Origin of the sequence: Pseudomonas caspiana (assembly GCF_002158995.1) — a bacterium.
In the GTDB taxonomy this organism is placed as follows: Bacteria; Pseudomonadota; Gammaproteobacteria; order Pseudomonadales; family Pseudomonadaceae; genus Aquipseudomonas; species Aquipseudomonas caspiana.
Genome location: NZ_LOHF01000017.1, coordinates 98,402 through 121,412, shown reverse-complemented (window position 1 = coordinate 121,412; position 23,011 = coordinate 98,402). Strand labels below are relative to the sequence as shown.

Below are 23,011 nucleotides of genomic sequence, written 5' to 3'. Positions count from 1 at the left end.
CGAGGAACCCGGCTGCCCGAAATCTGCTGTGAATAAAACCTTCCATTTCATTTAACAAGAATAAAAAACATGAAAACTACCCAAGCAATGATCACGTTTGCTGCACTGCTGACCTCCACGCTGGCCATGGCCGACAGTGGCTACGTCAATTATCGACATCAATATGCGGAAAGTACGCGAATGCACTCGGACCGGGTCAAGTTTGGTACGCGGCTTGATAACGGTTTGGGGTTTGAAGGTGAACTTAAATACAAGACGGCCGGTGACCGACAGGACGTTGCCTTTGACAATACCGTGGGCAACGGTCACGAACTGGGTATGACGTACCAATACAAACTCAATGCAGACTGGATGCTGACCCCTTCTATTGCGCTGGAAAGCATCGAAAAATCCACCGCCTACAAAGTCGGCCTGAAAGCCACCTACCGCATCAGCGACACCTTGAATGCCTCGGCGCGCTACCGCTATGACTCCATCAAGCTGGATCGGGACAAGATCAATGAGGACATGCCCGACAACGCGATGGACAACCAGAGCATCAACCGTTATGACGTCTGGCTCAACTATGCCCCGCAAAACAGTAAATGGGCTTATGAATATCAGTTCACCTATTTTGATGCCGACTATATTCGCTACGACAACGGTAAAACTGACTATGAGCAGAACGCCGTATTCAAATACAAGATCGATAAACGCTGGGTGCCGTTCTTCGAAGTCGGCGATATAAAGGTCGACAGTGCTGATGACAAACGTCAATTACGTCTACGGGTCGGCGTGCAATACAACTTCCTGTAACTACCCGGCGCTCGTTAAACGCTAGTTGCTGTATAACTCCTGGCTTGCCTGGGTTTGATGCAAACGGATGCGGCTGCTGTTCAGGTGCAAGTACATGGCCGAACGCGCCGCATCCACATTCCCGGCGGCAATCGCCAGATAAATCTGCCGGTGCTCGGCGTTGATCCCGGCCAGATACGCCGTGCGATCACTCTGCCCGGTGTAGGCCGAATTCATCCGGGTGCGGGGAATCAGCTTGGTGCCCAGGTGCTTCATGATGTCGATCAGGTAAGTATTGCCCGATGCCTTGGCGATTTTCAGGTGGAACTGGAAATCGGCATTGATCGTGGTCCCGGACTTTTGCGGCCCTTCGAGCAAGGCATCCAGCGCCTGCTTGATTTCCAGCAGGGCTTCGGGGGTACGCCGTTGTGCAGCCATGCCCGCTGCTTCGACTTCCAGACTCAAACGAAACTCCAGCAGATTAAGCACGTCAGGCAAGGTCGCGATGGTCGCCGGGCCAATCACGAAACCGGCAGGCGCAGGCATGTCCAGAACAAAGGTGCCTACCCCGTGACGGGTTTCCACAAGTCCCGCCGCCTGCATGCGCGACAACGCATCGCGCACCACCGTGCGGCTGACGCCCTCGGCCTCCATGATATGCAGCTCGGGAGGCAGTTTTTCACCACGTTTGAGCACGCCATCGCGCATGCGCTGGGCAAAGCGATCAACCAGGGTCTCGGCTAAACGTCTGTGTTTTTTCTGGGACGAAAGGTCTGGGTCCGACATGGGCTGACTCGTTTTCGAAGAACCGACATTATAGTGCCAGCTGGCGCCAGCGTGGCAGCTGGCTGAGGTTATACTCTGCGGCCCAATGGAAACTTGAATGAGTGACATGGAAATCCCTCCTGCAACCCCGGATCGGCGTACCAGCCTGGCTCAGCAATTGGTCAATGACTTCTCGCGCAGAATCCGTGAGGGCGAGATCAAGGCCGGGGAAAAACTGCCCACCGAGCAGGTGATCATTCAGGAGAAAGGCGTCAGCCGCACGGTGGTTCGCGAGGCCATGTCCAGGCTGCAGGCCGAAGGGCTGGTGGAAACCCGGCACGGCATCGGCACCTTTGTGGTGGATGCCAGTCGCCCCAATGATTTCCAGGTCGACGAGCGCACCAGCGGCACGTTGCGCGATGCCATCGCGATCATTGAGCTGCGTCAGAGCCTCGAAGTGGAGTCCGCCGCGCTGGCGGCCGAGCGGCGCACGCCGGAGCAACTGCAGGCGATCCGCCAGGCACTCGACACCCTCAATGCCTGCCCGCCGGGCAGCGACACCGCACTTGCCGATTTCGAATTTCATCATCAGATATCGCTATGCACCGCCAACAGCTTCTTCACCGACGTGATGGAGCAACTGGGCAGCAGCATCATCCCGCGTTCAAGAGTGCAGCTCAGCAACGCCCACTCGCCGGACTATCTGGAAATCCTGCGTCGCGAACACGAGCAGATCTTTGCGGCAATTGCCCATCAGGATCGCGATGCGGCGCGAGCGGCGATGCGCTTGCATCTGAGCAATAGTCTGGAGCGCTTGCGGCAGAGTCGGTATCAGAATTAATGCGCAATTGAACTGGAATGCAGACCCTGTGGGAGCGGTCGACGGTCAATACGGTCGAGCAGGCGCTGCGGTGTTTCGTGCAGACCGCGTCATCGTTTATCGCGAGCAAGCTCAGCTCCCACATAGACCGCGCTATTCCGTAGGACTGCCCTGGCGGGATTGCAGGCAAACATAGAATCTCCCACAGGAATCACTGATGACGTGGGACCGGCTTCAGCCGGGAAGGGGCCTGCACATTCAGTACATCTTCATCGTCAGAAATGCAGCCTTCCCGGCTAAAGCCGGTCCCACGTCGGATTGCAGGTAAACATAGAATCTCCCACAAGGGAAAGCGTTCCAACCGGAGGACCCAATGCCCCTTATGACACCATCATCGGCGGCTCGAACGCCGTGACTTCCGGCAACGCCCCTTCCCACTTCGCGATCTCCACCGTCGCCGTTTGCGCCGAGCAGCCTTGGGACAGACTTGATGAGCCGACATCCTGAGTAATCATGTTCGGGTTGCCGTGTTTTTCCAGACTACCGGGCTCGCCATGCACCAGCGGATCGAACCACGCGCCGGTGGCGATCTGGACCACGCCGGGGCGTATGTTATCCGAGACAATGACCCCGGCCAGGAACGCTCCACGGTCATTGAAGACCTTGACCACGTCACCGTCGCTGATACCCCGTGCCCGCGCATCTTCAGCATTGAGCGTCAGGGGTTCACGCTGTTGAATCTTTGATGCGCGGCTGTAGCTGCCATGATCGTATTGGCTGTGCAGACGGGTTTTCGGTTGGTTGGATAACAGATGCAGCGGATAGTTGGCGGCAGGCTTGTCCAGCCAGGCCGGGTGTCCGGGGCAGTCGGTATAACCAAACCCGGCGATGCGCTCGGAAAAAATTTCGATACGCCCCGACGGTGTTGGCAACGGATGAGCGTCCGGGTCCTTGCGGAAGTCTTGCAGCAACACCGTATCCAGCTCCGGATACTCGACTTCGAATACACCATCACGCCAGAACTGATCATAATCCGGCAACTGGATGCCAAACTCACCCGCCCTGCCACGTGACTCTTCGTAAATGTGCCGCAACCAGCCCGACGCATCGCGGCCTTCGGTGAAGCTGTCGGCAAAACCCAACCGCTCGGAAAGCCCGGCCAGAATCGCGTAATCGTCTCGAGACTCGCCCACCGGCTCGATCGCCTGCTGCATGGCGACCATGAAGCGATCCGAGGCCGAACTGCCGATATCGTTACGCTCCAGCGCCGTCGTGGCGGGCAGCACAATGTCGGCGTATTTGGCCTGAGCGGTCCAGAACTGCTCGTGGACGACGATGGTTTCCGGGCGCTGCCAGGCGTGGAGCAGATGATTGAGGTCCTGGTGGTGGTGAAAGATATTGCCGCCCGCCCAGTACACCAGACGGATATCCGGGTAATGCCGTTGCTGGCCGTTGTAATCGAACGCCGCGCCGGGATTGAGCAGCATATCGACGACCCGCGCCACAGGAATAAAGTCTTTGACGGGGTTCTGGCCCTGGGAAAAACGCGGCCCGGAAAACGCCTTGCGGCCGCTACCGGTATTGTTCATGCAACCGTAACCAAGACCGAAGCCACCACCGGGCAAACCGATCTGCCCCAACAGCGCAGCCAACGTCACGGTCATCCAGAACGGTTGCTCGCCATGCACCGAACGCTGCAAGGAATAGGCGATATTGATCATCGTGCGCTTGCTGGCCATGCGTCGAGCCAGAGCGGTAATCTGCGCGGCCGGAATATCAGTCAAAGCCTGCGCCCAGTCAGGGCTTTTAGGCTGACCATCGTCAAGGCCGAGCAAGTAATCACGGAAGCGCTCATAGCCCACCGCATAACGCTGCACAAAGTCTTCGTTATGCAGGCCTTCGGTGACCAATACGTAAGCCAAAGCCATCATCAGGGCGGTGTCGCTGCCCGGACGCACCGGCAACCATTCGTTGCGCGCAGGCCCCACCAGATCATCCCGCAACGGGCTGACATTGACGAATTCCACGCCCGCCGCGGACATGTCTTGCAGGGCCTTGGTCAGAAGGTGATCACTGGCGCCACCGGGGCTGGTCTGGGCATTTTTGGCAGGCAAGCCGCCGAACGCGACGAACAGCTCGCAATGTTGCGCAAGGTTTTTCCATGAGGTGTGCGCTGCCAGCAGCCAGTCCATGTTGCCGACGATGTGTGGCATCAACACGCGCCCAGCGCCCAGGCTGTAGCTGTCGACGCTGGCCACGTAACCGCCGAAACCATTGAGGAAACGGTGCAGCTGGCTTTGCGCATGATGAAAGCGTCCGGCACTGCCCCAACCGTAGCTGCCGCCGAAAATCGCCTGATTACCGTGCTCGGATTTAACCCGTTTAAGTTCTTTGGCAACCAACTCCAGCGCGACATCCCAGGAGACTTCGACGAAGGGTTCCTGACCGCGTAACTCCGGGCTGCCACCCTGCCCCTCCAGAAAACTGCGCCGCACGGCCGGTCGCCGAATACGGGTGGGTGAGGTCACCGCAGCAGCGACTGAATCACCAATAGGTGAAGGATCGCTGTCCCACTCCACCGGCACCAACGCCCTCAGGTCGCCATCGACGACTTGCGGGCGATAAGCCCCCCAATGCAGAGAAGTGAAACTCATGATCCAGTACTCCTGTGGTGTAACCCGCACTCAAACGGCTTAAACCATAACATTGAGGTCTTTAGTCCCTAAATTCATTTTTAGAATGGGTTTATATGCAAAGACAACAACATAACTTGTGGGAGCGCACGAGCACCGCAAGGCCGCGATGGCGGTGTATCAGCCAGGACGCCATCGCGGCCTCGCGGTGCTCGTGCGCTCCTACAGTATTCGGTGTTTGGCATCACCCCGCCTGAATCTTGAACCTGGCCACGGTCTGATGCAGCGTTCCCGCCATCTGCGCCAGTTCATGCCCGGCGGTGTTGGTGTGTTGCGCACCTTGTAGCACCTGATTCGACAAGTTGCGAATGCCCACCAGATTACGATCCACCTCTCGCGCCACCAATGCCTGCTCCTCAGTGGCACTGGCAATCATCATGTTGCGCTCATTGATCTGCGAGATAGAGCGGGTGATTTCCTCAAGGGCATCCCCCGAGCGCCTGGCGATCAAAAGTGTGGCTTGTACCAGCTCGCTGCTGCTTTGCATTGCCGATACGGCCTGACCGGTGTCGAGCCGGATGTTGCCGATCATCTGTTCGATTTCTTGCGTCGAGACCTGTGTGCGATGCGCCAGCGCTCGTACCTCGTCAGCCACCACCGCAAAACCTCGTCCGGCATCCCCTGCGCGCGCCGCCTCAATCGCCGCGTTCAGCGCCAGCAGGTTGGTTTGTTCGGCAATGCTGCGGATCACATCCAGCACGCCACTGATGTCCTGCACCCGTCCGGCCAACTGCTGAATACGCCCGGAAGTGTCGGTGACACCATCGGCCAGCGCACTGATCGATGCCACGGTTTCCTGAACCTGTTGCCGGCCGCGCTGAGCGGTTTGTTCGGACTCTCGAGACGCCTCACTGGTACTGACCGCGTTGCGTGCCACTTCATCAACGGCTGCTGTCATCTGATTGACCGCCGCCGCTGCCTGTTCGATTTCCAGCCCTTGGGCTTGCAAGCTATTACTGGTCTGGCTACTGACCGCACTCAGTTGCTCGGATGAACTGGCTACGCGATCCACCGAACCGGCAATGCCACGAACCATTTCATTGAGGTTCTGCTGCATGTCACGCATGTTCATCATCAGGCTACCGCCGTCACCGGAGCGCAACGGCACGGCAATCGTCAGGTCACCCTGGGAAATCCGACTCAAGATCCGCGCCGCATCATCAGGCTCGCCACCCAATGGGCGAATCACGCTGCGCGTAACGATTACCGCCGCGGCCACCATCAGCGCGATGCACGCCAACAGCAGGGCCAGCAGATTACGTTGCGCATCGCTGTACAAACTTTGCGCGACTTGCTCGCGCTCAGCGAAAACCCGCCCCTGCAACACCATCAATTCATCCAGGCTTTTATAGACTTCCTGCTCGGCGGGAATCACTTTCTGCTGCAACTGGGTCATCGCCGCATCGGTTGCGCCTTGTTTGATCAGGGCTTGCACCTGAACGAACGCCGCAACATAAGCCTCGCGATTTTTCTTCAGGGCCTGATAACCGCTTTTTCCTTCCGGCGTGTAGAGCAACGGCTCAAGCGTCTCGAACGCCTGACTGATGCGCTTTTTGGTGGCGTCGATGGCGTCATGGGTTTGCTGGTTTTCTTTATTGAGCAGCAAGTCGCGGGTGTTCTTGCCGTTATCGCGCACCCCGGTTGCGATGACCATCATGGGCGCGATTTTCGGCCAGTCTTCCTTGACGATGACCACCGCCTGATCCTTGAGTGTCGCCATGTCCTGCAAGGCATAGAGAACCATGCCAGCCAAGGCCAAAGGAGCAATTGCGAAGCCGATGACAATCCGTTTAGCGGTACTCAGTTTGGCCATTTCTTTACTGCTCCATGTTCAGACAACTGCCCGGCACCTGAAACCGTCGGGCAGGAAACTCACTCCACTGCGAGCTGTACGTCCTCACCATCAAAACGCACGGGCCAGACCCGCAAGCGCTGTTCCGGATACTCCAGACAGCTGCCATCCTTTAAACGAAAGTGTTGTTTGTACAGCGGCGAGGCAATCACCAGATCCCCCTTGATGCTGCCGATCAATCCACGACCGATAACGTTAACGCCCGACTGTGGATCGCGATTGTCCACCGCGTAAAGCTGACCGTTCTCGGCGTCCGGCAGGTAGAACAGCGCAACCTGCGCGCCGTCCAGCCAGACGACTACGCCTGAGTTGCTCACCAGATCTTCTCGAGTACAAACCGTGTGCCACGCGGCATTCAGGTTTTGAGTCGGTTGGAATTCGCCACGTTCGATAGTTGCCAGGCTCATCAGAGTGCCTCCTCGACGACAGGAATAAGGTTCAATTCAGCAGCCGTGGCCGGACGACGCTGGCCGCGTTCTTCGACGAAATGAATGTCCGGATCAGCGCGCTTGTCGTTGACGAAGGTGCGGAAGCGCTTGAGTTTTTCCGGGCTCTTGAGGGTGTTGGCCCATTCGCATTCGTAGCGATCGACCACCAGTTGCATCTGCGCTTCCAGCTCTGCGCCCAACCCGAGGCTGTCGTTGATGATCACGTCTTTGAGGTAATCCAGGCCGCCCTCAAGGCTTTCGCGCCACACCGAAGTACGCTGCAGTTTGTCGGCGGTACGAATGTAGAACATCAGGAAACGGTCGATGTAGCGGATCAGGGTTTCATCATCCAGATCGGTGGCGAACAGCTCTGCATGGCGCGGACGCATGCCCCCGTTACCGGAGATGTAGAGGTTCCAACCCTTCTCGGTGGCAATCACGCCGACGTCCTTGCTCTGCGCTTCTGCACACTCACGGGTACAGCCGGAGACCGCGAACTTGAGCTTGTGCGGAGAGCGTAAACCTTTGTAACGATCCTCGATGGTCAGGGCCATTTGCACGCTGTCCTGCACGCCGTAACGACACCAGGTGCTGCCGACGCAGGACTTCACCGTACGGGTCGACTTGCCATATGCGTGGCCAGTCTCGAAACCGGCCTCGATCAGCTCCGACCAGATGTCCGGCAACTCATGCAGTTGCGCACCAAACAGGTCGATACGCTGGCCGCCAGTGATCTTGGTGTACAGGTCGTATTTCTTGGCCACGACGCCGATGGCAATCAGTTTGTCGGCCGTGATTTCGCCACCGGCAATGCGCGGCACAACGGAGTAAGTGCCGTTCTTCTGCATGTTGGCCATGAAGGTGTCGTTGGTGTCCTGCAAAGGCACCAGCGATGCATCCATGATTGGCTGGTTCCAGCACGACGCCAGAATCGAACCCACGGCCGGTTTGCAGATATCGCAACCGGTATGCCCACGGCCATGCTTGGCGAGCAGTTCTTCGAACGTCAGTACACCTTCAACCCGCACCAGTGCGTACAACTCCTGACGGGTGTAGGCGAAATGTTCGCACAGGCTTTTATCGACGCTGACGCCACGGGCAATCAGTTCGTGTTCGAACACGGTTTTCAGCAAGGCCGCACAGCCACCACAACCGGTGCAAGCTTTGGTCTCGGACTTGAGCACGCCCAAATCGGTACAACCGCCATCAATGGCCGAGCAGATCGCGCCCTTGGTGACGTTGTGGCACGAACAAATGGTCGCGGTTTCCGGCAAAGACGCCGGGCCCAGGGTTGGTGCGCCAGAAGAGCTCGGCAAGATCAGGCTGGCAGGTTCGGCTGGCAGCGCGATCGCGTTCTGCATGTATTGCAGCAGCGTGTCGTAGTAGCTGTTGTCACCCACCAACACTGCGCCAATCACATGCTTACCCGAAGCATCGACCACCAGACGGCGGTAGCTGGCAGTGGTCTGATCGATGAATTGATAGCTGCGCGAACCCGGCGTGTGGCCGTGAGCATCACCGATGGAGCCAACATCGACACCTAAAAGCTTCAGCTTGGTGGACATGTCGGCGCCCATGAACGGATCCGCTTCGCCGCCGCACAACGTCGTCGCCACAGCGCGCGCCATCTGGTAACCCGGTGCAACCAAGCCAAAGATACTGCCGTTCCAGGCCGCACACTCACCAATCGCGTAGATATCCGGATCGCTGCTCAGGCATTGGCCGTCAATACTAATGCCGCCACGTGGGCCAGTCTCCAGACCGCATTGGCGGGCCAGCGCATCCTGCGCACGAATCCCCGCCGAGAACACGATGAGGTCGGTTTCAAGGAACTCGTCGTTGCCGAAGTTCATCCGGTAGCGGTACTCCTCACCCGCAGTAATCGACTGCGTGCCTCGGGCCAGATGCACACCAACGCCGAGTTGCTCAATACGATCCTTGAGGGCAATACCGCCCTGCTCGTCCAGCTGCACCGGCATCAGGCGCGGCGCGAACTCTACGACGTGTGCTTCGAGACCCAGGCTTTTCAGGGCATTCGCCGCTTCCAGCCCCAGCAAACCACCGCCAACCACTACACCACGAATGGCATTGGTGGCCGCAGTGCGGATCGCATCCAGATCTTCGAGGGTGCGGTAAACCAGGCGCGAATCACCATGAGCGCCTTCAATCGGCGGCACAAACGGGTAGGAACCGGTGGCCAACACCAGCTTGTCGTAATGCAAGCTGCCGGTGGCGGTGATGATGGTGTGACTTTCGCGGTCAATTTCCAGCACTTGAGTGCCCAGGTGCAGCGTGACGCCGGGCGTCTGATACAGCGCAGCATCGGAAAGCGCCAACGACTCTGCATCGCGGCCGGTGAAATACTCGGACAGATGCACCCGGTCATAGGCACGCATCTGCTCTTCGCCGAACACGTGCAATTGATAGTGTTGCAGTGCGCCACCGGCGATCAACTGCTCGACACAGTGGTGTCCGACCATGCCATTGCCGATCACGATCAGGGTTTGCAGCGAGTTCAAAGGATCAATATTGGTGTTCATGGATAGCACCCGACCAAAGCCAATCACGGAATAAAAAGCAAAAAAAACGCCTGAAACCTTGCGGTTTCAGGCGCCTTTGCCTGTTCGTTTGGTGGTTAACCTGGCCTCTATGCCCGATCCACCTCTATTGCCCTGGCCTTGTTGGCTGATCGATCTTCGTTGACCGACGGGGCTGCCCACTCAACTAAATTCGCGGTGGACCTGACGAGGGTGATGCAGCGTTTGTGCCAGCCTGCGTGCAAATCGGGTAAACCCGCGTAAAACCCGACTGTAGATGCGGGTATAGAGGGTTATCGAAACGCCGTGCCCCATCATCTAGCGCTTCCGCATGGTGCAAACACAGCGCCATCGGCTTTATATGAGTGCAGAAACTTCTTTACCTGAAGGATGGGCCAGCATGGATCCAGATCAATAAAAGCCTCAACCAGGTCGATTACCCTCGTCGATTTCGTGACCGACGCCTCCCTATGCCAAACCTTGCTGCTGCGCCCTCCACTGCTACTCGCCATGCTCCAGACGTAATGGCTCCTGAACTGCTGGCCCCAGCCGGAACCCTGAAAAACATGCGGTACGCCTTCGCGTATGGCGCCGATGCGGTTTACGCAGGTCAGCCACGCTATAGCCTGCGCGTGCGCAACAACGAATTTGATCACGCGACTTTGGCGATAGGTATTCAGGAAGCGCACGCGCAGGGCAAACGCTTCTACGTCGTGGTGAACATCGCGCCGCACAACGCCAAGCTGAAGACCTTCCTGAAAGATCTGGAACCGGTAATCGCCATGGCGCCAGATGCGCTGATCATGTCCGATCCGGGCCTGATCATGCTGGTCCGTCGCCACTTCCCGCAAATACCGATTCACTTGTCGGTGCAGGCCAATACGGTGAACTGGGCCAGCGTTGAATTCTGGCAGCTACAGGGCGTGAGTCGAATCATCCTGTCCCGCGAACTGTCGCTCGAAGAGATTGACGAAATCCGCAAGCAAGTGCCAACCATGCAGCTGGAAGTTTTTGTCCACGGAGCACTTTGCATGGCCTACTCCGGGCGCTGCCTGCTGTCGGGCTACATCAACAAGCGCGACGCCAATCAGGGCGGTTGCACCAATGCCTGCCGCTGGAAATATTCAGCTCAGGAAGCGACGGAAAATCAGCTCGGCGACATTGTGCAGACCTTCCAGCCAGAACCGACACTCGGCGAAGGCACGCCGACTGATCAGGTGTTTCTGCTGCAGGAAGCCAATCGCCCAGGCGAACTGATGCCCGCCTTCGAGGATGAGCACGGCACTTACATCATGAACTCCAAAGACCTGCGCGCTGTGCAGCATGTCGAGCGCCTGACTCAAATGAGCGTGCACTCACTGAAAATCGAAGGCCGGACCAAATCCCACTTCTATTGCGCGCGTACCACTCAGGTTTACCGCCGCGCCATCGACGACGCGGTAGCCGGTCGTGAATTCGACCGCAGCCTGATGGGCGATCTGGAATCCCTGGCGCAACGCGGCTACACCGAAGGCTTCCTGCGCAGGCATGTGCACGATGAATATCAGAACTACCAGAACGGCAGCTCAGTTTCGGAGAAGCAGCAGTTCGTTGGCGAACTGACCGGCGAAAGACGCAATGGACTGGCCGAAGTCCGAGTCAAAAACCGCTTCCATCTGGACGACAACCTCGAACTGATGACGCCTGGCGGCAACCTCCACTTCGATCTGGAGTACTTGCAGAACCTCGAAGGCGAAGCGATCGGCGTTGCACCGGGGGATGGCCATACGGTTTACATCCCTGTGCCCGAGGGAGTGGATTTAAGATTCGGGTTGTTGATGCGGGATGTGAGTGAGGAATAAGGCTTGCTGGTGATGCGCTGGAAGCGGCTGCACGCTGATTTTCGGATTGGGGTGACTTGCAGTAGATCTTGCTCTGCCAATGACGCCAAGCTGTTGCACAGCAAACGCAGGATCTGTAGGAGCTCTCATCAAACAAGATATAAATCACTGAATAGATGCGGTTTTTTGTGGGAGCGGTGCTTGCCCGCGATAAGAACACCTCAATCCCCCTTTAAAATCGCGTCGCCCTTATCGCGGGCAAGCACCGCTCCCACATTGATATCTGTTTGTTGCGCGAAAGCGCAGTGTCAGGGACACCTGGACGGCTCCTACAGAAAAATATTCCAAATCAGATAGCTGGGCATTAAAAAACGCACAAACAAAAACGCCGCTCTATTGAGCGGCGTTTTCGTTAAATATGGAGCGGGAAACGAGACTCGAACTCGCGACCCCGACCTTGGCAAGGTCGTGCTCTACCAACTGAGCTATTCCCGCAATGGCGTCCCCTAGGGGACTCGAACCCCTGTTACCGCCGTGAAAGGGCGGTGTCCTAGGCCACTAGACGAAGGGGACACGCTAACTGAAACACATGGTGTGTATTTCAGTGCCCAAATCCAAGTCCGAAGACTGGGTTCTGGTTTCACTCAGCCTCGCCCGAAAGCAAGACTGCATAAACTGGAGCGGGAAACGAGACTCGAACTCGCGACCCCGACCTTGGCAAGGTCGTGCTCTACCAACTGAGCTATTCCCGCAATATGGCGTCCCCTAGGGGACTCGAACCCCTGTTACCGCCGTGAAAGGGCGGTGTCCTAGGCCACTAGACGAAGGGGACACACGTACAACTTCACTACTTAACTTGCGTTTCGCTAGGTGCTTTACGCTGTAAGTGGCGCGCATTCTATGGATGGATTGAAGGGTCGTCAACCCCAATGTGAAAATTTATCTAAATCAATGACTTCGCCTGCTTTAACCAGCCGCTTGGCGGTACGCGCTTCAGCTATTTCAGGATTGGCCGACAAACTACAAGCAGTGCATCTATGCGCAATAGTGCTTAGCCACTACACTCTCTTCACTATTATTGACTACAGCTATATAGAGGTTCGCGCGGTGACTCCACTGATGATTACCCTGATGGTAGTAGCCGGCATCGCGCTCCTGATCGCGATCGGTTACCTCAACCATGTGGCAGAGAACTCCAAGCTCGATAAAGCGCGAACGAAGATAGAGCTCAGCGACCGGCTGCGTCGTTGCGCTGAAATTTCCGAAACGTTCCCAGGCCAACTGGTCACCCCTGCTTTAAAGCTGCTGATGACCCGTCTTGAACTTAACGTAGTGCAGCGCATGCTTGCGCTGGATAAAAACAACGCTCAGCTCAAAACCCGCGTCGATGAACTGAACACTCTGGTTGCTCAAGGCGATGCCATTGCAGTGACCAACCCGGCCAGCCCGATCCTGACCGAAGCCAAGGCCAAAGATGTACGCTTCCTGTTAGAAGCCCTGCATGGCCAAGTCACTCGCGCAGCCCATGACGGCTTCCTGCAAACCAGTGAAGCCAAGCACTGGATTCGAGAGATCCGCAATATTCTGGTGATGCTGCACATTGAGTTCTTCAATAACCTGGGACAGGCCGCACTGCAGCAGGATCAACCCGGGCAGGCGCGTCTCGCCTTCGAACGCGGCGTACAGTACCTGAAGAACCAGCCAGACCCGGTGACGTATCAAGCTGCACTGCTGGCCATGGAAAAACAACTGGCACGAGCCAACTCCATGGTGCTGACCAACATTGCGCCAACCGCAGATGACGACAACGCTCTGACCGAAGGCCTGAAGGCAGACGAAACCGAATCGGAATGGAAGAAAAAGGTCATCTACGACTGATAGAGCGCTGGTCGGCGCACATCCCTCAGGCAATGCGCCGACCAGAACTTCAGCAATCGGTCGATTTCAGAAAAATAGCCGCCAACTGCTCAATGCCCGCCTGATCCTGCTCCGAGAAGCGTCCTGTCTTCGGGCTGTCCAGATCCAATACCCCAATCAAACGCCCTTCCTTTACCAACGGCACGACCAGCTCGCTGTTCGACGCGCTGTCGCAGGCGATATGGCCCGGAAAAGCGTGCACATCTTCGACCCGTTGGGTTTGTCGGCTTTGCGCAGCCGCGCCGCATACCCCACGACCAAACGGGATTCGGACACAGGCGATCTGCCCCTGAAACGGCCCGAGCACCAGCTCTTCATCGCGATTAAGGTAAAAGCCTGCCCAGTTCAGATCGTCGATCTGGTTGTATAAGAAAGCCGAGAACTGCGCGGCGTTGGCGATAAAGTCTTTTTCATCAGCCAATAGAGATTCCAGCTGCGCAGCCAGAAGGCTATAGCCTTCCAGGCCGGCACCGGTGTTTTGCAAATCGATCATGGTTGTTGCTCCAACAATTTCAAACCTACCCAGTAACGTGCGAATTGATAGGCACACCGGCCATTGCGGTTGCCCCGCCCGGTCGCCCAGCGGACCGCGTGCTTATCCAGCTCCTCATCACGCTGCCAGCTCAGACCGGCTGCCAGCGCGAGTTGCGTAATCCAGTGCTCAACCACATTCAGGTAATGCTCCTGAGTGAATGGATAAAACGACAGCCACAGACCAAAACGATCTGACAGAGCGATCTTGTCTTCTACTGCCTCACTTGGATGCAGCTCACCATCCACGTGCTGCCAGTTGAGGTTGTCACTCTCCTTTTCCGGCACCAGGTGACGACGGTTGGAGGTGGCATAAAGAAGAACGTTGTCCGGTGCCTGCTCCAGAGAGCCGTCGAGCACACTCTTAAGAACCCGGTAATCACTCTCCCCCGCCTCAAAGGACAGGTCATCGCAAAACAGCACAAAACGCTGCGGCAGCTTTTGCAGTTGCTCGACGACTCGCGGCAAATCGCCCAAGTGATCGCGTTCAATTTCAATCAGTCGCAAACCCGCCTGAGCATACTCGGCGAGCAGCGCGCGGATCAGCGAAGATTTACCGGTCCCACGCGAGCCCCAGAGCAACGCATGGTTTGCGGGCAGACCGTCGATGAACTGACGAGTGTTGCGACCCAGTTGCTCGCGCTGCAAATCTACACCGATCAAATCCGAGAGACGCATGTCCAGGCTGACCTCAAGCGGCAGCAGATAACCACTACGACCTTCACGAACCCAGCGTGCAGCCATGGAGTGTGACCAGTCGACCGCTTGGCGAGGCGCTGGCAAAAGTGGTTCCAGCCGTGCCAAAACAGCATCGGCGCGTTCGAGAAAAGCATTCAAGCGAGAGTCCACGATGGCTCCTTGGTTAACTCAGTAGACACGTCGGGACCGGCTGGAGCCGGAAGGAAAGCCGTTTTGGTCACACGTATAAATAAAAATGTGCCGACGCCTTCCCGGCTAAAGCCGGTCCCACATTCATTTCGATTCAGTTAACTATAAGTGGCTTGATGAGAGCCAGCTCCGATCGGCTATGCTTGCCCCCGCGAAGGACACGAGAAGTGGCAGTACCCTTATGGACATAGCGTTTACTAACCGGCTCTCCTATAAACAGGCCCGCCTGACGGTGCTACTCGGCTTCGTTCTGGGAACGCTGTTGAGCGTGATACAAATCGCCATCGATTATGCCAGCGAAGATGCCTCCATTAATCGTGAAATTCGCTCGCTGCTGGAAATCAGCCACAACCCGGCCTCTCGCATCGCTTACAACATCGACGCTGAACTGGCTCAGGAACTGACTCTGGGCCTGCTGCAATCACCTGCGGTAGTCGGTGCCAGACTGACCGATAACAACAATGTGGTGCTCTCCAGCGTCGAGCGCCCGTTCTCGCAAAGTCGCTACCGGATTGTCAGCGACTTTCTTTTCGGTGAAAGCCGCCAGTTCGAAGACATCCTGAACCTGGCACACCTGCCTAATGAATCCATCGGCGTCCTGCGTCTGAACGTAGATACGTTCGCCTTTGGCAGCCATTTCCTGCAGCGCTCGGGCATCACCCTGCTCAACGGTTTCGTGCGCAGCCTGATACTGGCGGGCGTGCTGACCATGTTGTTCTACCTGACCCTGACCAAGCCCTTGGTTGACGTGATACGCGCCCTGGCCAGGCGCGACTCGAGCGACCCCACGGCAAAATCGCTGCAATGCCCACCCAAACATGAAAACGATGAAATCGGCGTGCTGGTGGATGTCGCCAATCGCCAGTTCGCAAACATCGCTTCAGAACTGGCACGCCGGGTAGAAGCCGAAGACAGATTGACGGCGCACCGCAATGAACTGGAAGACATCGTTTCGGCACGTACCACCGAACTGAAGGCCAGCAATGCGCGGCTTAGCAAATCCAATGAAGAACTGAAAATCGCGCGCAGCACCGCGCTGGACATGGCTCAAGCCCGCACTGCGTTTCTGGCCAACATGAGCCATGAAATCCGCACGCCGCTCAACGGTCTGCTAGGCATGCTCGCTTTGGCGCTCGATAGCCCGCTCAGCGCCGAACAGCGACAGCAACTGTCCATTGCCCACGACTCAGGCAAGGTGCTGGTGGAGCTGCTAAACGACATCCTCGACATGTCCAAATACAACGCAGGCCAATTGCAGGTGGAGCGGATTCCCTTCGATCTGGGCGTGCTGATCGAGGACACCGCCAATCTGCTGTCTCAGAATGCTGCGCCCAGCGTCGAGTTGACGTGCTTCATCGATACACAATTTCCCGCCCTGGTGCTGGGAGACCCAACCCGGGTCAGGCAAATCGTCAGCAACCTGCTCTCCAACGCGCTGAAATTCACCCGCTTCGGCCGGGTCGATGTGCGATTGAGCAACCATCACGATCCTGAAACGAAAGAAAACTGGGTCCGCATTGAAGTCCACGACACCGGCATCGGCATTGCCCAAGAGGCGCAGGCAAGGATTTTCCAGCCATTTACTCAGGCTGAGGCTGCGATTACGCGGCAGTTTGGCGGAACGGGGCTGGGCCTGGCATTGACCCACAGCCTGTGCGAGGCCATGTCGGGACGCCTGAGCATCCAGTCCCAATCCGGATTCGGCAGCCAGTTCTGCGCAGACCTGCCTTTGCCTGTGCATCACCCAGCGGTTACACCGCCTCAGCTCAAAGGGAATGTCGTGGTCGTCAGCACGGCCGGTAGCGGGCTGGTAGAGCTGCTGGGGCATTTACTGCCTGAATGGGGCATCGACTTTCGGCGCTGGAGCATGGACGACAAGATGCTGGACATGGAGGCACAGATTGCCCCGGACCTGGTGATCACCGATTGTCCGGAATGCCTGTTTGGCATGCGTCCAGCCATCGATGTGCCGATTTTACTGGTGACGGCCTACGGCAACTTCATGCCCAGTGAACAGGTCAGCGCCCTCGCACCACTTCAACAGCATGCGCGTCCACTGGCGCGCAACGCGCTCTACCAAAGCCTGTGTCGCACACTGCAACCTGAGCAGGTAACCGACATGGATGCCGATGCGGGCGACACAAAAGCAATGCGTCCGGCGAGGATCCTCCTGGTGGAGGACAACCCCGTCAATCAACTGGTGGCCAAGGGCATGCTAAGCAAGCTGGGCTGCGAGGTGATTGTCAGCGGTCACGGCGGCGAAGCGCTGGAGCAGCTTGAACAGCATGCGTTCGATCTGGTCCTGATGGACTGCAACATGCCGGTCATGGACGGCTACGAAGCCAGCCGCCAGATCCGCCAAAGCGGACGCTGGCCACAACTACCGATCATTGCGCTGACCGCCAATGCCATGCCGGAGGAGCGCGAACGCTGCCGGGCGGCAGGCATGAGTGATTATCTGGCCAAGCCGTTTCGCCGCTCCGAGCTGATCAGCCTGCTGGACCAATGGCTACCCGCAGACTGATTATCTGAGCAGCGCTTCGATTTCGCTGGTGAGTTCTTCAGGCTTGGTCAGCGGCGCGAAACGTTTGACCAACTGCCCCTCTTTGCCAATCAGAAACTTGGTGAAATTCCACTTGATACGTTCCGAGCCCAGCAGTCCGGGTGCCTGCTTTTTCAACTGAACAAACAAAGGATGTGCGTCGCCACCATTGACGTCGATTTTTTTGAACAACGGAAAGCTCACCCCAAAATTCAGCTCGCAGAACTCCGAAATCGCCCCTTCGTTACCCGGCTCCTGCTTGCCAAACTGATTGCAGGGAAAGCCCAATACGACCAGCCCCTGATCCTTGTAATCCTGCCAAAGCTTCTCAAGCCCTTTGTACTGTGGGGTAAAACCACACTTACTGGCCGTGTTGACCACCAACACGGCCTTGCCGGCAAAGTCTGCGAGGGTTTTCGATTCGCCCTTGATGGTCGTTACCGGAATGCTCAGCAGATTGGCGCTCATGACAGTGATCCTTGATGAGAAGCGGGTCATGAAATTAGCGCGCCATTGATTGGCGCGCATCTCAATTTCCGGGAGTGATGGAGGCCTATAACCGACTACACAAGACCTGCTCGTGCGCTCCTGTGGAAGATCAGGCGATTCAGACGCCGCGCGGCACCAGATCCAGACACACCGAGTTAATGCAATAACGCAGGCCGGTTGGCGGCGGGCCGTCAGGGAATACGTGGCCCAGATGCGCGTCACATTTGGCGCAGACCACTTCTGTACGAATCATGCCGTGGCTGACATCACGCACTTCGACCACTGCACTGCCCTCAAGCGGCGCATAAAAACTTGGCCAGCCGCAGCCGGAATCAAACTTGGTGGTGGAGTCAAACAGCGCCTCGTTGCAACAGATGCAATGGTAGACACCGTCGGTCTTGGTGCTGTTGTATTTGCCGGAGAACGGACGTTCGGTGCCTTTGAGGCGGCAAACGTTGTACTGCTCCGGGTCAAGCATGGCCCGCCATTCCTCAAGCGTTTTGTCCAACTTTTCCACAGGTACACCTCCGCAGTCGAAAAAGCCTGATCTGTATCTTCTCCACAGATCAGGTGGCACGTATCATTGCGCCTCGTTAGGCGCCAGTCTGTCACTCACGTTTCGCCCATACAAACTCATTTTTACGGCGTCATACCCGGCGAACCAGGTTTTCTACTCGCTACGGCTCGTCCATTTTCGGGATCAATCACCATGCAGTTCAGCAAATCGAACAAGCTCGCCAACGTCTGCTATGACATTCGCGGCCCAGTGCTCAAGCACGCCAAACGCCTGGAAGAGGAAGGTCATCGCATCCTCAAGCTGAACATCGGCAACCCTGCGCCATTTGGTTTCGAAGCGCCGGACGAAATTCTGCAGGACGTGATCCGCAACCTGCCAACCGCACAGGGCTACAGCGACTCCAAAGGCCTGTTCAGCGCGCGCAAGGCCGTAATGCAGTACTACCAGCAGAAGCAGGTTGAAGGCGTCGGCATCGAAGACATCTACCTGGGCAACGGCGTTTCCGAACTGATCGTGATGTCGATGCAGGCACTGCTGAACAATGGCGATGAAGTGCTGATCCCCGCTCCGGACTACCCGCTATGGACGGCTGCTGTCAGCCTCGCCGGTGGTAACCCAGTGCACTATTTGTGCGACGAGCAAGCCAACTGGTGGCCGGATCTGGCTGACATCAAGGCCAAGATCACGCCGAACACCAAAGCCATGGTGATCATCAACCCGAACAACCCGACCGGTGCCGTGTATTCCAAAGAAGTACTGGAAGGCATGCTCGAACTGGCGCGTCAGCACAATCTGGTGGTGTTCTCCGACGAGATTTACGACAAGATTCTCTACGATGATGCTGTGCACATCTGCACCGCGTCGCTGGCACCTGACGTGCTGTGCCTGACGTTCAACGGCCTGTCCAAATCCTATCGCGTCGCGGGCTTCCGCTCCGGCTGGGTAGCCATCTCGGGCCCTAAACACAACGCGCAAAGCTACATCGAAGGCATCGACATCCTGGCCAACATGCGCCTGTGCGCCAACGTGCCAAGCCAACATGCCATTCAGACGGCGCTGGGCGGCTACCAGAGCATCAACGACCTGGTACTGCCTGCCGGTCGCCTGCTGGAGCAACGTAACCGTACCTGGGAATTGCTAAACGACATTCCCGGTGTCAGTTGCGTGAAGCCAATGGGCGCGCTCTATGCGTTTCCGCGCATAGACCCCAAGGTATGCCCGATTCACAACGACGAAAAGTTTGCCCTCGACCTGCTGTTGTCGGAAAAGCTGCTGATCGTTCAAGGCACTGCATTCAACTGGCCATGGCCTGACCACTTCCGCGTGGTGACCCTGCCGCGTGTCGACGACCTGGATCAGGCCATCGGTCGCATCGGCAACTTCCTCAAGACGTATCGTCAGTAACAACAGGGCCTGCGGCGCCGCATGAAAATGTGGCCCGCGGGAATTCCTGGAGTCTCTTCGCGGTCATAGCGATTCCCGGGTATGGGATCGCTATTGCTGGACCGCGCTTGTGCCGAAATACAAAAAAACAATGTACGCATGACCGCACTGAGAGCCAGTCGCTCTGGGTCGGGACCTGTTTGCCTAAAGCGAATGCAACTGGTTCGCGCCAGACGACACAGTTTGAAATAGTCGCCGGGTTGAATAGCCGTCTACATCACCTTATATACCCCGCAACGCGTTACATATTCGTCACAGGAGAACATCCAAACCATGATGCGCATTTTGCTGTTTTTGGCCACTAACCTGGCGGTCGTGCTGATTGCCAGCATCACCCTGAGCCTTTTTGGCTTCAACGGGTTCATGGCGGCCAATGGGGTTGATCTAAACCTCAATCAGCTGCTGATCTTCTGCGCTGTATTTGGTTTCGCCGGCTCGCTTTTCTCGCTGTTCATCTCCAAGTGGATGGCGAAAATGAGCACCGGCACACAGATCATCACCCAGCCGCGCACCCGTCATGAACAATGGCTGGTGCAAACCGTTGAGCAACTGTCCCGCGACGCTGGCATCAAGATGCCGGAAGTCGGGATCTTCCCTGCCTACGAAGCCAACGCTTTCGCTACGGGCTGGAACAAGAACGACGCATTGGTTGCCGTCAGCCAGGGCCTGCTCGAGCGCTTCTCCCCCGATGAAGTGAAAGCGGTACTGGCACACGAAATCGGCCACGTTGCCAACGGCGACATGGTGACCCTGGCGCTGGTGCAAGGTGTGGTGAACACCTTCGTCATGTTCTTCGCCCGTATCATCGGTAATTTCGTCGACAAGGTGATCTTCAAGACCGAAAACGGTCAGGGTATCGCTTACTACGTGACCACGATCTTTGCCGAACTTGTCTTGGGCTTCCTGGCCAGCGCCATCGTCATGTGGTTCTCGCGCAAACGTGAATACCGTGCTGACGAAGCCGGTGCGCGACTGGCGGGCACCAGCGCCATGATTGGCGCCCTGCAACGTCTGCGTTCCGAACAGGGCGTGCCGGTGCAAATGCCTGACAGCCTGACGGCTTTCGGCATCAACGGTGGCCTGAAGAGCGGCCTGGCTGCGCTGTTCATGAGCCACCCGGCTCTGGAAGATCGTATCGAAGCACTGCGTCGCCGCGGTTGATCGATCGGCATAAAAAACCCGGCCCTGGTGCCGGGTTTTTATATGAGTGCGTAACTTGTAGGAGCTGTCGAAGGCTGCGAGGCATTCCAGCCTGACGTACCGCCATCGCAGCCTTCGGCAGCTCCTACAGGTCATATCGCACCAGCCGATAAGCCCGCTCCTCCAGACGCTCCACACCGCGCTGCTCAAACTTTACACTGCCCTTGAGGACGTCGCTGGTCTGCAATATGTCCAGCTCCCAGCCCCCGGCCAGCAGTCGCTGCACCTCCTCGTCCGGAACGGAAAACGGCGGTCCATCAATCTTTGCCTGATCGTAATCCAGCGTAATCAGCAGCCCATGACATTGAGCAGGCAACATTGATGACAGGTGTGCGACATACCGTTCACGCATAGCAGGCGGCAAGGCAATCAATGCGGCTCGATCATAAAGGGCTGTGCATTCGCCAACATCCTCGGCACGCAATGCAAAGAAATCGCCACACCACAATTCGATCCCTTCGCAGCCGTACACCTTGAAAGCGCCATTCTGGCTGATGACCGGCTCTAGCTGCTGCTCACTGAAGAACTCCTGAACTGCCTTTTCTGACAGCTCCACGCCCAGCACTCCATGCCCCTGCCTGGCAAGCCAGACAAGATCCAGGCTTTTGCCGCACAAGGGCACCAAAACCCGAGCGCCCTGCCCGACCTCGAGTTCCGGCCAGAGGCGCTGGAGCAAGGGATTCACCTGTCGCTGGTGGAAACCAATCTGGTTGGCCGCCCACCGCTCATGCCAAAATTCGGCCTGCATGGATGCTCCTTATAATTCGATCAAAAAGTGCTAAAACTTATATTAGATTTAGATCAATGATCTGACTGAAGATGGTGACATCTTAACGCTCAGGACTCCCACTATGTTCCCCAGCCTGTTTATATCCCACGGCTCGCCGATGCTTGCGCTGGAACCCGGTGAAAGCGGCCCGGCCCTGGCGCTTCTCGCAGCCGAGATGCCCAGGCCGAAGGCCATTGTTATTGTTTCAGCTCACTGGGAAAGCCAGGAACTGCTGGTCAACGCCAATCCACATCCGGAAACCTGGCATGACTTCGGTGGATTCCCCGCAGCCTTGTTCGCGGTGCAGTACCCTGCCCCAGGCTTGCCGACGCTGAGCACTGAAGTTGCGGGGTTATTGCAGGCTGCCGGACTGCCGGCACGCACGAACAGCCAGCGGCCGTTTGATCATGGTGTTTGGGTTCCTCTGTCATTGATGTATCCCAATGCCGACATTCCGATCGTTCAGGTCTCCCTGCCCAGCAGAGAAGGTCCGGCGCTACAAACTCGCGTCGGCCGGGCGCTGGCCAGTTTGCGTGATCAGGGTGTATTGATCATTGGCTCGGGCAGCATCACCCACAACCTGCGCGAGCTGGACTGGCACGCCGGACCGGAAAGCGTGGAACCATGGGCCAAGGACTTTCGCGACTGGATGATCGAAAAGCTGGCCAGCAACGATGAAGCTGCCCTGCATGACTATCGGGTACAGGCGCCAAATGCCGCGCGCAACCATCCAAGTGACGAGCATTTGCTGCCGCTGTATTTCGCCCGCGGTGCCGGTGGTGAATTCAGCGTGGCGCACAAAGGCTTCACGATGGGCGCGCTGGGGATGGATATTTACAGGTTTGGGTGAGATCTGAATCCAATCCTGTAGGAGCTCACCGAGGTTACGAGGCCAGCGATAGCGGTCTGTCAGACAAAACCGTCATCGCTGGCCTCGTAACCTCGGTGAGCTCCTGCATAAACCCTGCTTTGCTGCGACATATCAGAATCCACAGACAAAAAAAATCCCCGAACCTGTCGGGGATT

At 57.2% G+C, this 23,011-nt stretch carries 18 protein-coding genes and 4 tRNA genes; 8 read left to right on the top strand and 14 right to left on the bottom strand.

What is annotated here, in order from left to right; genetic code table 11:
- Positions 1 to 69: 69 nt before the first annotated feature.
- Positions 70 to 795, top strand: coding sequence for an oligogalacturonate-specific porin KdgM family protein (locus tag AUC60_RS19005; protein ID WP_087271032.1), 726 nt, complete (start codon positions 70 to 72; stop codon positions 793 to 795).
- A gap of 21 nt (positions 796 to 816) precedes the next feature.
- On the opposite strand, the gene AUC60_RS19000 is transcribed toward AUC60_RS19005, so the two are convergent.
- A complete protein-coding gene (locus AUC60_RS19000) occupies positions 817 to 1,560 on the bottom strand; it encodes a FadR/GntR family transcriptional regulator (protein ID WP_087271095.1) in 744 nt (247 codons plus the stop codon).
- Between the two features lie 97 nt (positions 1,561 to 1,657).
- On the opposite strand from AUC60_RS19000, the gene AUC60_RS18995 reads away from it, so the two are divergent.
- Entirely contained in the window at positions 1,658 to 2,380 is a 723-nt protein-coding gene (locus AUC60_RS18995; RefSeq protein ID WP_372489340.1) for a FadR/GntR family transcriptional regulator, read from the top strand.
- A 359-nt stretch (positions 2,381 to 2,739) separates the two neighbouring features.
- On the opposite strand, the gene AUC60_RS18990 is transcribed toward AUC60_RS18995, so the two are convergent.
- The 4 genes from AUC60_RS18990 to nirB all read right to left on the bottom strand — a co-directional run bounded on the left by AUC60_RS18990 (position 2,740) and on the right by nirB (position 9,872).
- Complete coding sequence (locus AUC60_RS18990; protein WP_087271026.1) at positions 2,740 to 5,013, bottom strand: molybdopterin guanine dinucleotide-containing S/N-oxide reductase; 2,274 nt, start codon at positions 5,011 to 5,013, stop codon at positions 2,740 to 2,742.
- Between the two features lie 223 nt (positions 5,014 to 5,236).
- Entirely contained in the window at positions 5,237 to 6,865 is a 1,629-nt protein-coding gene (locus AUC60_RS18985; protein ID WP_087271023.1) for a methyl-accepting chemotaxis protein, read from the bottom strand.
- Positions 6,866 to 6,924: 59 nt separating this feature from the next.
- Entirely contained in the window at positions 6,925 to 7,311 is a 387-nt protein-coding gene (nirD, locus tag AUC60_RS18980; protein WP_087271020.1) for a nitrite reductase small subunit NirD, read from the bottom strand.
- A complete protein-coding gene (gene nirB, locus AUC60_RS18975) occupies positions 7,311 to 9,872 on the bottom strand; it encodes a nitrite reductase large subunit NirB (RefSeq protein ID WP_087271018.1) in 2,562 nt (853 codons plus the stop codon). Before nirB ends, nirD begins: the two co-directional genes overlap by 1 nt.
- Positions 9,873 to 10,393: 521 nt before the next feature.
- Here nirB and trhP point away from each other — a divergent pair.
- Positions 10,394 to 11,710, top strand: coding sequence for a prephenate-dependent tRNA uridine(34) hydroxylase TrhP (trhP, locus tag AUC60_RS18970; protein ID WP_087271015.1), 1,317 nt, complete (start codon positions 10,394 to 10,396; stop codon positions 11,708 to 11,710).
- 398 nt (positions 11,711 to 12,108) lie between these two features.
- Here trhP and AUC60_RS18965 read toward each other — a convergent pair.
- The 4 genes from AUC60_RS18965 to AUC60_RS18950 all read right to left on the bottom strand — a co-directional run bounded on the left by AUC60_RS18965 (position 12,109) and on the right by AUC60_RS18950 (position 12,521).
- Positions 12,109 to 12,184: transfer RNA gene (locus AUC60_RS18965), tRNA-Gly, on the bottom strand.
- Positions 12,185 to 12,186: 2 nt separating this feature from the next.
- Positions 12,187 to 12,262, bottom strand: a tRNA-Glu gene (locus AUC60_RS18960).
- A 103-nt stretch (positions 12,263 to 12,365) separates the two neighbouring features.
- Positions 12,366 to 12,441, bottom strand: a tRNA-Gly gene (locus tag AUC60_RS18955).
- A gap of 4 nt (positions 12,442 to 12,445) precedes the next feature.
- Positions 12,446 to 12,521, bottom strand: a tRNA-Glu gene (locus AUC60_RS18950).
- A 287-nt stretch (positions 12,522 to 12,808) separates the two neighbouring features.
- Here AUC60_RS18950 and AUC60_RS18945 point away from each other — a divergent pair.
- On the top strand, positions 12,809 to 13,567 hold the full coding sequence (locus AUC60_RS18945) for a hypothetical protein (RefSeq protein WP_087271012.1): 759 nt from the start codon (positions 12,809 to 12,811) through the stop codon (positions 13,565 to 13,567).
- A 49-nt stretch (positions 13,568 to 13,616) separates the two neighbouring features.
- Here the strand turns inward: AUC60_RS18945 and AUC60_RS18940 are convergent, their stop codons facing one another.
- A complete protein-coding gene (locus tag AUC60_RS18940) occupies positions 13,617 to 14,099 on the bottom strand; it encodes a GAF domain-containing protein (protein ID WP_087271009.1) in 483 nt (160 codons plus the stop codon).
- On the bottom strand, positions 14,096 to 14,986 hold the full coding sequence (locus AUC60_RS18935; protein WP_087271006.1) for an ATP-binding protein: 891 nt from the start codon (positions 14,984 to 14,986) through the stop codon (positions 14,096 to 14,098). Before AUC60_RS18935 ends, AUC60_RS18940 begins: the two co-directional genes overlap by 4 nt.
- A gap of 220 nt (positions 14,987 to 15,206) precedes the next feature.
- On the opposite strand from AUC60_RS18935, the gene AUC60_RS18930 reads away from it, so the two are divergent.
- Positions 15,207 to 17,549 (top strand): hybrid sensor histidine kinase/response regulator, encoded by a 2,343-nt coding sequence (locus AUC60_RS18930; protein ID WP_087271002.1) that lies wholly within the window; start codon positions 15,207 to 15,209, stop codon positions 17,547 to 17,549.
- On the opposite strand, the gene AUC60_RS18925 is transcribed toward AUC60_RS18930, so the two are convergent.
- Entirely contained in the window at positions 17,550 to 18,035 is a 486-nt protein-coding gene (locus tag AUC60_RS18925) for a glutathione peroxidase (RefSeq protein WP_087270999.1), read from the bottom strand.
- Positions 18,036 to 18,174: 139 nt separating this feature from the next.
- Positions 18,175 to 18,573 (bottom strand): peptide-methionine (R)-S-oxide reductase MsrB, encoded by a 399-nt coding sequence (gene msrB, locus AUC60_RS18920; protein ID WP_087270996.1) that lies wholly within the window; start codon positions 18,571 to 18,573, stop codon positions 18,175 to 18,177.
- 192 nt (positions 18,574 to 18,765) lie between these two features.
- Here msrB and AUC60_RS18915 point away from each other — a divergent pair, with 192 nt between their 5' ends.
- Together AUC60_RS18915 and htpX are read left to right on the top strand one after the other, a co-directional pair.
- Complete coding sequence (locus tag AUC60_RS18915) at positions 18,766 to 19,977, top strand: pyridoxal phosphate-dependent aminotransferase (protein ID WP_087270992.1); 1,212 nt, start codon at positions 18,766 to 18,768, stop codon at positions 19,975 to 19,977.
- A gap of 312 nt (positions 19,978 to 20,289) precedes the next feature.
- Positions 20,290 to 21,177, top strand: a complete 888-nt coding sequence (gene htpX / locus AUC60_RS18910) for a protease HtpX (protein WP_027902444.1) — start codon at positions 20,290 to 20,292, stop codon at positions 21,175 to 21,177.
- A 124-nt stretch (positions 21,178 to 21,301) separates the two neighbouring features.
- Here htpX and AUC60_RS18905 read toward each other — a convergent pair whose 3' ends face one another.
- Positions 21,302 to 21,964 carry a thiopurine S-methyltransferase gene (locus AUC60_RS18905; RefSeq protein ID WP_087270989.1) on the bottom strand — a complete coding sequence of 221 codons (663 nt, stop codon included), beginning with the start codon at positions 21,962 to 21,964 and terminating at the stop codon, positions 21,302 to 21,304.
- 103 nt (positions 21,965 to 22,067) lie between these two features.
- Here AUC60_RS18905 and AUC60_RS18900 point away from each other — a divergent pair, with 103 nt between their 5' ends.
- Positions 22,068 to 22,835 (top strand): DODA-type extradiol aromatic ring-opening family dioxygenase, encoded by a 768-nt coding sequence (locus tag AUC60_RS18900; protein WP_087270987.1) that lies wholly within the window; start codon positions 22,068 to 22,070, stop codon positions 22,833 to 22,835.
- Positions 22,836 to 23,011 lie beyond the last annotated feature (176 nt).

Coding starts and splice junctions, on each gene's coding strand:
- AUC60_RS19005 (WP_087271032.1), top strand. CDS start 70: ATGAAAACTACCCAAGCAATGATCACGTTTGCTGCACTGCTGACCTCC.
- AUC60_RS19000 (WP_087271095.1), bottom strand. CDS start 1,560: ATGTCGGACCCAGACCTTTCGTCCCAGAAAAAACACAGACGTTTAGCC.
- AUC60_RS18995 (WP_372489340.1), top strand. CDS start 1,658: ATGAGTGACATGGAAATCCCTCCTGCAACCCCGGATCGGCGTACCAGC.
- AUC60_RS18990 (WP_087271026.1), bottom strand. CDS start 5,013: ATGAGTTTCACTTCTCTGCATTGGGGGGCTTATCGCCCGCAAGTCGTC.
- AUC60_RS18985 (WP_087271023.1), bottom strand. CDS start 6,865: ATGGCCAAACTGAGTACCGCTAAACGGATTGTCATCGGCTTCGCAATT.
- nirD (WP_087271020.1), bottom strand. CDS start 7,311: ATGAGCCTGGCAACTATCGAACGTGGCGAATTCCAACCGACTCAAAAC.
- nirB (WP_087271018.1), bottom strand. CDS start 9,872: ATGAACACCAATATTGATCCTTTGAACTCGCTGCAAACCCTGATCGTG.
- trhP (WP_087271015.1), top strand. CDS start 10,394: ATGGCTCCTGAACTGCTGGCCCCAGCCGGAACCCTGAAAAACATGCGG.
- AUC60_RS18945 (WP_087271012.1), top strand. CDS start 12,809: ATGATTACCCTGATGGTAGTAGCCGGCATCGCGCTCCTGATCGCGATC.
- AUC60_RS18940 (WP_087271009.1), bottom strand. CDS start 14,099: ATGATCGATTTGCAAAACACCGGTGCCGGCCTGGAAGGCTATAGCCTT.
- AUC60_RS18930 (WP_087271002.1), top strand. CDS start 15,207: ATGGACATAGCGTTTACTAACCGGCTCTCCTATAAACAGGCCCGCCTG.
- AUC60_RS18925 (WP_087270999.1), bottom strand. CDS start 18,035: ATGAGCGCCAATCTGCTGAGCATTCCGGTAACGACCATCAAGGGCGAA.
- AUC60_RS18915 (WP_087270992.1), top strand. CDS start 18,766: ATGCAGTTCAGCAAATCGAACAAGCTCGCCAACGTCTGCTATGACATT.
- htpX (WP_027902444.1), top strand. CDS start 20,290: ATGATGCGCATTTTGCTGTTTTTGGCCACTAACCTGGCGGTCGTGCTG.
- AUC60_RS18905 (WP_087270989.1), bottom strand. CDS start 21,964: ATGCAGGCCGAATTTTGGCATGAGCGGTGGGCGGCCAACCAGATTGGT.
- AUC60_RS18900 (WP_087270987.1), top strand. CDS start 22,068: ATGTTCCCCAGCCTGTTTATATCCCACGGCTCGCCGATGCTTGCGCTG.